We start from the raw sequence: 13,127 nt of genomic DNA on the forward strand, positions 1-13,127 counted from the left end.
ACGGTTGCGGAATTAGGCCCGCAGCCGCAGCTGCGTCCCCGGAGGACACAGCTCAGCTTCGCCGCCGAATCCGGCGAACGTGACAGCCTCGCTGTTGCCTTCCGCAGCCGTGACGGTAATCTCTTCCCGGCTGATCCGCAGCCGGAAGCTGCCGCCGCGCAGCACAACCGGCAGCTCTACTGACTCCCATGCCTGCGGCAGCGACGGATTCAGTATGGCGCTCTCGCCGTCATACTGTAATCCCGCAAAGCCAAGAACCACAGCCATCCATGCGCCTCCATTCGCAGCCGGATGGGTACCGCCAATATACAGGTCACCGACGTATTGCTTCGACTCGCCGGTAAGATCGACCGTGGCCGTGCGCATGAAATAGGGATATCCCCAGTCCGGCAAGCCGATATCCGCAGCGACCAGGGCGTAGATGCACGCGCTTAGGCTTGAGCCATGCTCCGTGCGCGGCTCATAGAATTCCCAGTTGACCCGTTTCACGTCCTTGCTGAATTGTCCCTTGAACAGATACAGCATCAGCACCACATCCGCCTGCTTGAGGATTCTTGTTGTGGTAGCCAGCCCGTTGCCTCCGCCGAAGTACTCATTCGGGTGAATGACCCGTGCCTTCAACTCAGCCAGAGACACATCCTCCAGTTGCAGATAACGGCCGAATTGTTCAATCACCAGCGTATTCGGGTCGGGCTGCGGAACATAGAGCTGTGCCAGCATATCTGTGAATTCATCCAGGAACGGCCCGTCCGTATAAGATTCAGCAAGACCGTTATACATGGCCGGATATTTGTCCTGCAACCGCTCTGCTGTCTGCAAGGCAATCTTCAGTGTCTCCTGAACCATGGCACTCGTAAACGCATTATTATTCACCCGCTCATGGTATTCATCCGGTCCGGTAACATCCAGCAGCTCATACCGCTGCTTCACGGGATTATAATAAGCATAGGAATAGAAGAAACGCGCACATTCCCAGATCACCTCTGCCCCGCCGTCCGCCAGGATGCTGTCATCTCCAGTGAAGGTCACGTATTGCCAGAGTCCATGCACAACATCTGCACTGATATGAATCTGTTTATCGCGGAAATAGGTCCGCATCGGCCGTCCTGTAAATACATCGTTCACGTTGAACAGGGTGCAGGCATCGTCCCCGGAGTCCTGGCTCTCCCATGCGTAGAAGGCGCCTAAATATCCGTATTCCTCCGCCTTCCGCCGCGCACCATCCAGCGTGTGGATGCGATACATCATCAGATTGCGGGCAATCTCAGGATCACTGTGCAGGAAAAAGGGCAGCATGAACATCTCCGTATCCCAGAATACGGCCCCCTTATAGACCTGCCCGGACAAGCCGCGTGCCGGAATCGAGACCTTCTCCGACAGCGTAGGTGCAATGATCAGCAGCTGATACATACTGAACCGCAGAGCGAACTGCGCCTCATCATCGCCTTCAATGACACAATCGCTTCGTGACCACCGCTCCGCCCACTTACGCCGGTGAGCCTCCAGCAGTCCGCCATATCCTGTAGCGGCGGCCTCCTGGACAGTCTGCACCGCCCGCTCATCAGGCCCGTCTTCCTCAGGATCGCCTTCGCCATCCAGACCGGTGAACACGGCTGCATATTTGCACCATGTATAAGTCTCACCTGCCTTGGCTTCTATAGAAATATGGCGCAGTGCGGTTCCTCCATCCAGCTCGATAACAGCGTCAACCCGCTTCGCCTGTTCAGCCGTACCGAACGCTATAAGCTCAGCCACCGCCACCTGCTGCCCCAGCTCCCCGGTAACTGCTGTTGACAGCAGCACCCCGCCGGCAGAGCTGCTCTGTTGTTCGGACAGATGGGGGCCGTTAATATCCCATATCGCGCCATCGATTCCCGTCATTATCCCGATCCGGCAATCGACGGTGCAGTGAAGGGTCCATCTGGCTGCCAGCAAGTGGAGCTGATTCATACTAACGAACCGCTCTGCGGTCAGGGTCACCCTTCCGCCTCCCCGGATATCAAACATCGTCTCCCGCCGGTGGATAGCCGAGCGGAGATCCAGACTCTGTGTATGCTCCAGCGGTTCTGTCTCCAGCACGCTGAGTTTTATGCCGTCACAGATGATTACCGTATACAGTCCATTCGGGGCGTTCACCGGCTCGCGCCACTTATCACCCGACCTGTCATATACCCCGGCCAATGTAACCGCCGCAAGCTGGTCCTTGCCGTACTCCTCCAGCACTCCCCGATAGCCCATGTATCCGTTGCCGATCATATATTTGTTGCCATTCGTCGTCATTCTGCCAGCGTCGAACCCGCACTCGCTTACCTTCCAGTCCATTACGCCAGCATCCCTTCAGCCAGCGGAAGCTCTATACCTGCTTCATCTACGTTCACTCGCTGATCATAGATCAGCACCTCCACGCTTCCGCCATTGACTGCTCTGAAGCAGACCGACTCTGCATTTACCGTAATGCCCAGCAATACGCCCCTGCACATCACATGGAAGCTGTAGGCGGTCCACTGCTTCGGCAGCACCGGCCGGAAGGATAGACAATCTCCATCCGAGCGCATCCCGCCGAAGCCGTAGACGATGTTCATCCACGCTGCGGCGATCGATGTGGTGTGAAGCCCTTCTCTTGTATTCCGGTTATAGTTGTCCAGATCCAGACGCGTGGCGAACTCGAAGAACCGGTATGCTTCCTCCGGCTTGCCGAGTTCACTGGCCAGAATCGAGTGAATGGACGGCGAGAGCGAGGATTCATGAATACATCTCGGTTCATAATATTCATAATTCGCCAGCTTGGCCTCGCGGGAGAATTGCCCGTTATACAAGAACAGGAACATCAGCACATCCGGCTGCTTGATCATATCGTAACGGTACAGACGGTCATAAGACCAGTTGGCATAGAGCGGGAACTCGGACACCGGAATCGAATGAATATCCAGATGCGGCATGTCGAAGAATCCGTCATGCTCCTCGTAGATGCCGCTACCGGGATCGAACGGGATTTTCATATGGGTACGCTTGTGGTCCCAGTCGGCCAATTCCTCCTCGCGGAGCGCAGTAGCCGCTATAACCGCCGCATACTCCTCCGGCGCTTCCGCCTTCATTAGGGCTACCGTTTCGAACGTGTATTCGAATAACTTCTGAGCCATCAGATTAATGTAACAGTTATTGTTGACCATTAGCTGGAATTCATCAGGTCCCATAACACCGAAATACCCGTATTCCCCGCTGCGCTGCCCCCATTGACCACGGGATGCATAGAAACGGCTGATCTGAATCAGCATCTCGGCCCCTTTACTGTAGAGGAATTCCCTGTCGCCTGTATTATTCACATAATGCCAGATTCCATAGGAGACGGCCGTCCCGACATGAAGCTGCAGGTTGGAGTGCTGCCACAGGTCACAACTCTCTGTCCCGTCAATCGTAGCAATCGGATAGAACGCGCCCGCGCAATCCACATCCTTCCCGCGCTGGAGCGCCTGAGGCAGCGTCTTGTAGCGGAATTCCAGCAGACTGCGGGCCGCCTTAGGGTTATTGAACAGATAGAACGGCAGACAGTAGGACTCAGTATCCCAGAAGGCAAGCCCCCGGTAAGCTTCGCCGGTTAACCCTTTGGCACCGATGTTGTACCCGGGATGGTCCCCGTGATAAGTCTGATACAACTGGAAAATACAAAAACGGATGCCCTGCTGATTCTCCGGGTCGCCCTCAATCCGGATATCGCTGGTTGCCCAGATGCCGCTCCAGTAGGCGGCCTGGTCAGCAAGCACCTCTTCCTCCTCCAGCCGGTCAGCCGCTGCTGCCAGCTCCATGCCTTTTGTCCAGAGACGGTCTGCTGCTCGTGAAGCATCACTGTCCGTCACATTGACCACCAGCTTCGTGAAGGAAGCTGGCTCCCCTTCAGCCAGCATAAGGGAGAATTGCCGCCCGATATACCGGTCATCTTCCACAAGCTCCGTATGCAGCGCCTGCGAAGACTTCAGGACGAAGCCCGAGAACAGCTGATTCCCGGTTGTCAGTGTACTAGCCATAATGGCAGTCACCGCACCCTCCTCCCCGCTGCGCTGCTCCTTCCACATGCTCTGGCCGTGTTCCTCATGAACCATGCCGAAGTCAAGGCCAGTACAAATATCCACCTTACCCGTGAAATTAAGCGCGGTGAAGCTAATCTCCTGCATCCCCAGATGAGACGTCGTCATACTTACCAGCCGCGTGAAGCGGAGCTTCAGCTTTTTCCCGTCCGCCAGCAGCCAGATGAACTCCCGTGTATAGGTTCCCGTCCGGAAATCCAGTCTGCGGGAATACTTCTCAATGCGGGAATGAGCCAGATCCAGCGGTTCACCATCCACCGAAATCCGGGTATGCAGCCAGTCTACCGCATTCACCATATACCGCAGCGACCGGATAATACCCTTATAGTGGTTGCCGACCTCCATTTGCTCATTCAGTCCATTGAAATAGCTGCCCGGCAATGAATCGCCGCTGTAGCCCTCGTCCGCATACCCCCGTACCCCCATATACTCATTACCCAGTGAAAAAATCGATTCTGAAGTCCGGTTTCGCTCCAGATCGAAGCCCTCCTCAATAATTGCCCATGGATCGACCTTCAGATATGGATCTGCTACTTTTGCCATGTTGGAACTCTCCTTCGCTAAGAGAATACTCGGTCTGTTCCGCCGCCCTATACGGAGGTTCGGACGCTCAGTTTCAGAGTATCTCTAAGCTCCTTCTGGACCAAGGTCTGTGCGTAAGAGAGTTATGTGTATTTTTACGGAATGCGGAAATGTGTGACCAACGCAAAAAAGCCGCTTGCTCCCAGGATCTATCCGGATTAGGAGACAGCTGCTATAATATTCTGTAGTGCAGGGCAAATGAACCCGTTCTGGTCCAAAAAAACATCAACTCTCACACAAATGAAGTGAAAATTATCACAATGTTAAAAATTCGACACTTTTACGGGAAAATATTTACCCATAAAGAGGAATTTCAAGGTATAATTAATTTAAAATTTACTGAAAAACTGAGGGAATAAAGGGGATGTCGATTATGATAAAGGAACATTATAATGTTATCGAAGCCCGCGGCAATACAAACTGTTTCTCCGAACAGAACTTTAACCGGCTTTTGGTCACAATGAAGGAACGCATGGTCCCAGAGGGTTCTCACCTGTTTTGGGAAGGCGACTTTTCGGATAAATTGTTTTATATCAAACGTGGACGAGTGAAATTAACCAAATCAACAGACGAAGGCAAAGAACTGATTCTGTATATGTATCAGGCAGGTGACATGGTAGGCCAGGCAGACCCGTTCTTCAGCACGAAGCATAGCTTCACCGCCGAAGTTATTGAGGAAAGTGAAGTTGGCGTTATCGAGCAGAAGGATCTTGAGATTCTGATCTGCCAGCACTGCGACTTCGCTATCGACTTCATGAAATGGATGGGCATTCATCACCGTCTCACACAGACGAAATTCCGCGATCTGATGATGTACGGCAAACCGGGTGCACTCTGCTCCACACTGATCCGTCTGGGGAATACGTATGGCGAGAAGACTGGCGACAGCATTCTCATCAACAAAAAAATCACCCATACCGATCTCTCCAACATGATCGGCGCTACTCGTGAGAGCGTCAACCGCATGCTGAGTGATTTGCGTAAAAAAGACGCGGTAGAGTATGAGAATGGCATGATTGTCATCAAGAATCTGACGATGCTTCAGGAAATCTGCCACTGCGAATTATGTCCCAATGAAATTTGCCGAATTTAAATTTAATTTCCTATCAATAATACCCTCTATTCACCTCATTGAAACATATCTGACCCCATAAATTTAATAGAGTGGTCGAAGGCGCCCTGTCCGGCGTCTTTTTTTCTGACTACTCCCCTTCATTAATAAGCTATACCCACACGAGCTCTTATGAAATCGCTAGCTTCAATTTGACTATAGGTTAATTCCGCTGTATCCGCTACAGATATTTCAGTACCGCCTTCGGGCAGAATATCTTGTCTCACACGATAAATTCCCAAGCGTTCTCCGTCTCGCAAAGCGGTTGGGCACACAATGGTCCATTTCAGCGTCGATCGCTCCAGCAAGCGATAGGCTTGTTCATGTTCCTCTGCGGCACGGGTGGACCTGCGTTTAGATTCGCTGGATTGATAACGCAGGAGTTCAGGCGAAATCTCACTTTGGAGAACACCCGCAGTTCCTACGGTTATAATGCGCTCTATCCCCTCCCCATACATGGCTTCGATGATAAAAGGCATACTGTCTGAAAGCGTGGTTGTCCCGTCAGTGTTCAATGCACTAATAACTACATCATTTCCCTGCACTGCCCGGGCGACATCATCTTGATTAAGAACGTTACCTTCGATAATCGTCAGGTTGGCATGGAGAGGATGAACCTTCTCCGGTGTGCGGACCAGCACTGTCACATGATGTCCATCTTGAAGAGCATGGGTAACAATGTGGCTCCCCACCCGGCCGGTAGCACCAAGAATCAATATATTCATATGAAAATAACCTCCTGGTAAGAATTATCCCTATTATAGCAGGGATAGAGCGACAAAAAAGCCCCGCAGCCATGTAGCAGCTGCGGGACTTTATACGGAGAAGTTAGCTTGCTTTCTTAGTCTGAGGGGTAGCAGATACGTTACGCGGAGTTCGCACAGGTGAGATTAGCCAGTAGGCCATGCCGACGAATACACCGCCGCCGATGATATTGCCTAGCGTAACAGGAATCATGTTGTGGAACCAGCCGGCGATGCTTACAGTCTCTGGATGATTCGGCAGCAGCACAGCTACACTGAGGAGTGTCATGTTCGCTACACTGTGTTCATAGCCGCTCGCGATGAAGGCGAACAGACACCACCAGATCAGCACCAGCTTCGCCGCTTCACTCTTGGCGCGGGAGGACATCCAGAGCGCCAGGCAGACCAGCCAGTTACAGAGAATGCCGCGGAAGAACAGCTCCGAGAACGGCAGGCTCATCTTCTTGGCTGCTGCCGCGAAGATCAGATGCTCGGCAGGCGCTGCCTTGAAGAGACCCGATCCCTGAATCAGCAGGGCAAGAACTACTGCACCGGCTACATTGCCGAGGAATACCAGGACCCAGTTCTTCACGGTGTCCCAGACCGTAGTTCTCCCGGCAAGCGTGCTTACCGTGAAGAACATATTATTTCCCGTGAACAGCTCTGAACCTGCGAATACAACCAGGGTCAGGGCAATCCCGAAGGATGCGCCCATAATCAGCGGCTGGAACGGTGACTTGATCGCGGCCAGCGGCGCCCCCAGCGAGAAGATCAGAATAATACCAATACCTACATAAGCTCCTGCCAGGAGTGCCGCCAAGAAATACTTGGGCAGGCTCTCATTCATCTTGTCGCGTTTGCCTACGGCTGTCTCAACGATATTCTCTACGCTCTGCGTAAACATATCAGCACCTGCTCTTCTTTAAATTTATAGCCTTGCTACTGCCGCAGGCAAAGTGACCTTGACGACTCCGCCATCCACGGCTGCCGGATAGACTTCGGCCTGGCCCTGGTCCGGAGCCTGAACCTCTCCGGTGCGCAGATCGATTTTCCAGTCATGCAGCGGATCGTACAAATAATAGCCTGATACTATCCCCTCAGCGAGCGGACCGCCCTTTGGGTGGGGACTATGGTTCTTAATGGCATAGAAGGCGCCAGCCGATGTGCGAAATATGGCTAATTCTACCTCTCCTGCGTTCACTACCCGGCCAATCTGGGGCATGAAATCTTCAACAGCTCCTACTGTATACTCCCGGTTACTCCGTTCCATTATGCTCTCTCCCTCTCCCCTTAAGACTATACCTGTGTCTGCTCGAACAACGCGGTGCGGGTGTTTTTGTCATCCAGCATTTTTTTCCAAGGATCACTCACCTGGGCCAGGGCAAAGTCAATACGTGCCGCCAGCTCCTTACGGTTGTCGTCACTGCCCATGATTACAGTCTGGATATGCTCCAGGCCCATGCGCTCTACCCATTCGGAGGTTCTCTCCAAGTAATTACCGGTCTCACGGTAATACTGGATGACCGCGGAGCAGACCTCAACCAGCTCCTCGTCGGTTTTCACCTTGCAGAAGGCATCTGCGATCCGTGGTTTAATCCCGCCGTTGCCGCCGATGAATACTTCCCAGCCGCCGTCATTGCCGACAATCCCAATATCCTTCGTGCAGGACTCTGCACAGTTACGCGGACAGCCGTTAACCGCCATCTTGAACTTGGCTGGCATATCCAGCCGCTCATACTTGCGCTCAAGCATAGCGCCCATGCCCATGGAATCCTGTGTGCCGAAGCGGCAGAACTGCGAACCTACACAGGTCTTCACCGTACGCAGGGATTTCGCATAGCCATAGCCGGAAGGCATATCCAGCTCCTCCCACACCTTTGGTACATCCTCTTTTTTAACACCAATCAGATCCAGGCGTTGTCCGCCCGTCACCTTCACAACCTTCACATCATATTTCAGGGACACATCGGCAATCCGCTTCAAATCCTCAGGAGTCGTCACCCCGCCATACATCCGCGGGATAACTGTATAGGTTCCGTCCTTCTGAATATTGGCGCTCATCCGTTCATTGACGAACCGGGATTCCTTCTCATCCTCATGAGTGTCGGGGTAGATCATCCCCAGATAATAGTTCACTGCTGGGCGGCATTTGGAACAGCCTTCTGCCTGCTTCCAGTCCAGGACATGCATGACTTCCTTGGTGGTCTTAAGGCCTTTGGCTGTAATCTCCGCTACAATCTCATCCCGGCTAAGCGGGGTACAGCTGCAAATGCCCTGCTTGGCGCTTTGCTGGAAACTGTCTCCGAGAACAAACTGCAGAATCTGCTCAACCACAGGCTTACAGCCGCCGCAGGAACGGGTTGCACCCGTACAAGCCTTAATCTCATCCACTGTAGTGAAGCCGTTCTCCGTAACTGCATCCACAATAGCCTTTTTGGTAACCCCGTTGCAGCCGCAGACGATTTCTTCATCGGCCATCGCTTCAACGGACATCCCTTTCTTGGCTCCGCCTCCGCCGCAGCAGCTTGTGCCCATAACTTCATCATAGATTTCATTGGTCATCTCTGTGCTGTTTTTCACAAGCTTCTGCAAGTTCGCAGACTCCGTTACATCACCGAACAGAACGGCACCGACAATCACATTATCCTTAAGCAAAATCTTCTTGTAGGTTCGCTTCCATTCATCCTTGGCAGAAATGACGGTATGCTCAGGCGTTTCGGTGAATTCACCAGCGGAGAACACATCTACCCCGGAAATTTTGAGTTTGGTTGCTACAACTGAGCCTTCATAGCCCGGAGTCTGTACCCCGGACAAATGCTTGGCGAGAACCATGCCCTGCTCAAATAGCGGTGCAACGAGTCCGTAGCAGGTTCCCCGATGTTCTGTACATTCGCCGACAGAATAAACATCTGTCATAGAAGTCTGCATATAATCGTCAACTACGATCCCGCGGTTAACGGTAATTCCGCTGTCCTTCGCAAGCTGGACATTCGGCTTGATTCCAACAGCCATCACTACAAACTCTGCCGGCAACTCACTGCCGTCACTGAAGCGTAGACCAGTAACCCGTTCTTCGCCGGTCAGTTCCACAGTCTGCTTGCCCATGGCAAATTTCACACCTTGACGCGTAAGTTCTGCCTGTAGCATTGAAGAAGCGGTACGATCCAGCTGACGCTCCATCAGATCCTCCAGCAGATGCACAACAGTAACATCCATGCCCAGATTGACAAGACCCTTTGCAGCTTCAAGACCTAGCAGGCCTCCGCCGATCACAGCCGCCGTGCGGTACTGCTTCGCTGCTGCCAGCATTGCATCACAATCCGCGATATCGCGGAAGCCGACTACTCCATCCTTGGTGCTGCCGGGTACGGGTAAAATAAAAGAATTCGAGCCTGTTGAAATAATTGCTTTATCGTAAGGAACCGCCAGTCCATTATCGGTCAATATTAGTTTGTTCTGTTCAGCGATCCGGGTAACCGTTGTGCCGGTATGCAGTGTAATATGATTATCTTCATACCACCCGAGATCGTTGAGGATGATGTCTTCAATCGTCTTGCTGCCTTCAAGTACATAGGACAACATAATCCGGTTATAGTTGGGATGCGGCTCACTGCCGAAGACAGTAATATCATAAGCCCCGCCCAGCTTTAGAATCTGCTCAATAGTGCCTACTCCCGCCATGCCATTCCCAATCAGCACTAACTTTTCTCTTTCCGCTGCCACTGGTAGACCCTCCTTCAGAAACTCTGATTTCTACTAATCCTAACCTCATAGTGAAATTATACTGTCCCCCATTCCTTGGCAAGTGTGACCACAGTCACACGGTATGTGAATTTTTTCACACAAGTGGAGATGACTTCTCCCTTCCTTACTTAGGACAACTTATGGCATGAAGCACAGGAATTCTTTTATTCAAAAAAAAACGGATACCCATGCAGTTTCGCACAGATATCCGTTCATTCGGTACATGATCTCACTTATTTCATTTCATTCACTTATTTCAGTACCAGAGAGATTTCCAGCTTGTCCTGCGGACTGAGCTTCATGTCCACTCCATTACCGAGCAGACCTTTATCGTTAACCTTCAGTCTCCATTCCTCGCTGCTGAGCGGGGTATAATCCATCACGGTAAGCACCGTCCGGTTATCTTCGGCAAGCCGAACCATACCACTGTTCTGGAGCAATCCCTTGACGGACATATCCTGCATAAAAGAAAGCACATGCGAATGTGTCAGCTCCGGCTGCTCGCTCCCCCCGTTCACAGTGATGATGACAGGCTGAAACATCTTTCCGGTTGCCGCAGGCCCTGCTGACATCGTAATGGCCGAACCCGGTTCCAGGGTCGTATTCAGCTCTTGAACCTTTTTGCCGTTCACCTGAACCTCCCAGCTCATATCCTGACCCAGCGAGACCTTATTCACCTCAAGAATGTTAGTTCCATCACCTGAAAATGTAACAACGCCGCTCTTCTTAAACAGCTCTATCATTGAATTCCCGGACACGTAAGCTTCGTTAAGCAGTCTGGCCGAGCTTCCGGCCATTTCGCTGTCACCTACCTTAACCGAAAAGGTTAACCCCTGGCCTCCGTTACTGCTACTGCTATTCCCTGATCCCAAGCCGCAACCGCTTGCCGCTGCCAGCAACAGAAGGCACAGCATTAAGCGCATCCATTTCGTGGACATCCCACGGCACCGCCTTCATATGTAATTTCCCAGACTCTTTAAGGATAACGCATAGAGGAAGGGTTCTCAAATCATTTCTGCCGGAAGAAAAAGTAAAAAGTCCCCGAAGGGACTTATGAGTTGCATGAGATCCTATTGATAACGCAGGAACAGAATATTGTTCTCCAAATGCACATGCTCAAATGTCATGCCTTCCAGTTCTTCAAGGCGGGCATACGTCAGGCGATAAGTGGTGCAGGCATGCGCGGGAGGTGTGTAGTCATTAGTAACTCTACGCAGCTCACGCAGAATCTCTCCGGCCCCGTCATGCTCAGCTTCCAGATTATGCAGCAATCCGCGCAGCTCAGCAAGTCCTTCTTCGCTTGGGTTCTGAGTGTAGGCCAGCATCTTAGGGAATTCGCTCTCTTCTTCCTTCGCCGTATGCTGCAGCAGCTCTTCACGCAGCATATTGAACAGACGGTGCATCTCTCCGAGGTGCGGTGAATCCTCACCGTGAACGCGGAACACCTTGGTTACATTTTGGCTGATTAGCGGAAGCTCTTCACGCAGGTAGCGGTGATGCTTGTTCACAATATAATCCACCAGCTCCTCTGACGAAGCCTCGTTCCAGGCGGTATCCTCTTCCAGAACCGGATGCTGCTCCTGCAGTTTGTTCAATTCCTGAACCATTGCTGCCGGGTCAAGACCCTTCTCGGCAGCGGCTTCAGCCAGCGGCTTTGCGCCTCCGCAGCAGAAATCGATCCGCTGTGCCTTGAAATAATCTGCGGCCTTGGGGAACTGAAGGACAATATCCCTTACCATTGCTTCCGGGGTAAAACCCGGTTGAATTGTTGTATCGTTTAATTGATTGGACGCCATGTTGGCCCCTCCTCAGTTTAAGATGTAGGTTTGTGCTTCTTTTCACTTCTACACCTTATCACTGGCTTTAGGCCAAACTTGTGATTGTACGCACTGAATATAACAAATTTTAATGAACGCGAACTTCTAGTTTTCTTATGTCAAATATACTAGACATTTTGTTCTATATATTTTACAATATGCGTGAGGTGAGGGAATGGGGAAAAATCTGAGGCTCAAAGCCTCGAGAGCGGCAAGAGACATGTCGCAAAAGCAACTGGCGGATGCTGTGGGGGTCACAAGGCAGACAATTATCGCGATTGAGAACGGTGATTACAACCCGACCCTGAGGTTGTGCATTGACATTTGTGTAACACTTGGGAAGACGCTGGATCAATTATTTTGGGAGGGAACGAAGGATGAGCAGAACGAACCTGGATGAGAGACAATTGCAGAAGCGGCACAAGGCGGGGAATCAGGCATTTCTTTTGATGGCATTCTTATTGCTGGCAGACATGGGGCTGCAAAACTACGGAATGAAGTGGCTGGAGTATCCGCTTAGCAATTACGCAATTTTCATGCTGGGTGTGGGTTCCTATCTCGTACGGCTGATCTGGAGCGGTGCATATGTGGGACCGGGCGGAGCACAGGGCGGAGCAAAAGGTAAAAACGTACTGGGTGCACTGCTGGCAATAGTGGTGGCAGCCTGTATCCTTATCGTTACCTTCGTGAATCCAACCCCCGCCCAATCAGCAGCTGACAGCGGTGCGAACGGGAAGGTGATTCTGATCATTTCTGTTACAGCAGGACTGGTCATCTTAAGCACCGTGTACTTGATCCGGCGGAGGAATAACCGGGCGGAGTAGAGCGGCTTGTGCTGCTGTGAGTGCATAGGAGAAGAATTAAAGAATTTAACAAAGAAGCAAAAGAAGCGGAGGGGAAATTTGGAACTGGAGGAGCGGAGCGATCGCCTTTGTGTTTGGATTTCTACCGCGAAGAGCGGTACTAATCAAGAAATCCAAACACAACAGCGGCCGGAAGTCCAAATGTTCACAGCAGCGACGACCTGGCTTCAAGTTCAACTCTTTTT

Annotated in this window: 11 protein-coding genes; 3 read left to right on the top strand and 8 right to left on the bottom strand. The window is 51.9% G+C overall.

Annotated elements, in window-relative coordinates:
- Positions 1-12: 12 nt before the first annotated feature.
- Positions 13-2,322, bottom strand: a complete 2,310-nt coding sequence (locus NST43_RS20395) for a glycosyl hydrolase family 65 protein (RefSeq protein WP_339219007.1) — start codon at positions 2,320-2,322, stop codon at positions 13-15.
- Complete coding sequence (locus tag NST43_RS20400; RefSeq protein ID WP_339219008.1) at positions 2,322-4,625, bottom strand: glycosyl hydrolase family 65 protein; 2,304 nt, start codon at positions 4,623-4,625, stop codon at positions 2,322-2,324. Before NST43_RS20400 ends, NST43_RS20395 begins: the two co-directional genes overlap by 1 nt.
- Before the next feature lie 415 nt (positions 4,626-5,040).
- On the opposite strand from NST43_RS20400, the gene NST43_RS20405 reads away from it, so the two are divergent.
- A complete protein-coding gene (locus NST43_RS20405) occupies positions 5,041-5,757 on the top strand; it encodes a Crp/Fnr family transcriptional regulator (RefSeq protein ID WP_209985136.1) in 717 nt (238 codons plus the stop codon).
- 122 nt (positions 5,758-5,879) lie between these two features.
- On the opposite strand, the gene NST43_RS20410 is transcribed toward NST43_RS20405, so the two are convergent.
- From NST43_RS20410 to ric, 6 genes are all read right to left on the bottom strand, one after another.
- Positions 5,880-6,500: an SDR family oxidoreductase gene (locus tag NST43_RS20410; RefSeq protein WP_339219010.1), complete on the bottom strand. Its 621-nt coding sequence runs from the start codon at positions 6,498-6,500 to the stop codon at positions 5,880-5,882.
- Between the two features lie 103 nt (positions 6,501-6,603).
- A complete protein-coding gene (locus tag NST43_RS20415) occupies positions 6,604-7,422 on the bottom strand; it encodes a formate/nitrite transporter family protein (protein WP_036731856.1) in 819 nt (272 codons plus the stop codon).
- Between the two features lie 24 nt (positions 7,423-7,446).
- Positions 7,447-7,788: a nitrite reductase small subunit NirD gene (nirD, locus tag NST43_RS20420; RefSeq protein WP_339219012.1), complete on the bottom strand. Its 342-nt coding sequence runs from the start codon at positions 7,786-7,788 to the stop codon at positions 7,447-7,449.
- 26 nt (positions 7,789-7,814) lie between these two features.
- Positions 7,815-10,241 carry a nitrite reductase large subunit NirB gene (gene nirB / locus NST43_RS20425; protein ID WP_339219014.1) on the bottom strand — a complete coding sequence of 809 codons (2,427 nt, stop codon included), beginning with the start codon at positions 10,239-10,241 and terminating at the stop codon, positions 7,815-7,817.
- Positions 10,242-10,513: 272 nt separating this feature from the next.
- A complete protein-coding gene (locus tag NST43_RS20430) occupies positions 10,514-11,200 on the bottom strand; it encodes a hypothetical protein (RefSeq protein WP_209984519.1) in 687 nt (228 codons plus the stop codon).
- A gap of 132 nt (positions 11,201-11,332) precedes the next feature.
- Positions 11,333-12,028: an iron-sulfur cluster repair di-iron protein gene (gene ric, locus NST43_RS20435; protein ID WP_339225483.1), complete on the bottom strand. Its 696-nt coding sequence runs from the start codon at positions 12,026-12,028 to the stop codon at positions 11,333-11,335.
- A 226-nt stretch (positions 12,029-12,254) separates the two neighbouring features.
- On the opposite strand from ric, the gene NST43_RS20440 reads away from it, so the two are divergent.
- Both NST43_RS20440 and NST43_RS20445 read left to right on the top strand, forming a co-directional pair.
- Entirely contained in the window at positions 12,255-12,479 is a 225-nt protein-coding gene (locus NST43_RS20440) for a helix-turn-helix transcriptional regulator (protein WP_339219016.1), read from the top strand.
- On the top strand, positions 12,457-12,903 hold the full coding sequence (locus tag NST43_RS20445) for a DUF6773 family protein (protein ID WP_339219018.1): 447 nt from the start codon (positions 12,457-12,459) through the stop codon (positions 12,901-12,903). The genes NST43_RS20440 and NST43_RS20445 overlap by 23 nt, the downstream gene beginning before the upstream one ends.
- Positions 12,904-13,127 lie beyond the last annotated feature (224 nt).

The sequence above is a fragment of the Paenibacillus sp. FSL H8-0332 genome (genome assembly GCF_037963835.1).
Taxonomy (GTDB): Bacteria; Bacillota; Bacilli; order Paenibacillales; family Paenibacillaceae; genus Paenibacillus_AQ; species Paenibacillus_AQ rhizoplanae.

Coding starts and splice junctions, on each gene's coding strand:
- NST43_RS20395 (WP_339219007.1), bottom strand. CDS start 2,322: ATGGACTGGAAGGTAAGCGAGTGCGGGTTCGACGCTGGCAGAATGACG.
- NST43_RS20400 (WP_339219008.1), bottom strand. CDS start 4,625: ATGGCAAAAGTAGCAGATCCATATCTGAAGGTCGATCCATGGGCAATT.
- NST43_RS20410 (WP_339219010.1), bottom strand. CDS start 6,500: ATGAATATATTGATTCTTGGTGCTACCGGCCGGGTGGGGAGCCACATT.
- NST43_RS20415 (WP_036731856.1), bottom strand. CDS start 7,422: ATGTTTACGCAGAGCGTAGAGAATATCGTTGAGACAGCCGTAGGCAAA.
- nirD (WP_339219012.1), bottom strand. CDS start 7,788: ATGGAACGGAGTAACCGGGAGTATACAGTAGGAGCTGTTGAAGATTTC.
- NST43_RS20430 (WP_209984519.1), bottom strand. CDS start 11,200: ATGTCCACGAAATGGATGCGCTTAATGCTGTGCCTTCTGTTGCTGGCA.
- NST43_RS20440 (WP_339219016.1), top strand. CDS start 12,255: ATGGGGAAAAATCTGAGGCTCAAAGCCTCGAGAGCGGCAAGAGACATG.
- NST43_RS20445 (WP_339219018.1), top strand. CDS start 12,457: ATGAGCAGAACGAACCTGGATGAGAGACAATTGCAGAAGCGGCACAAG.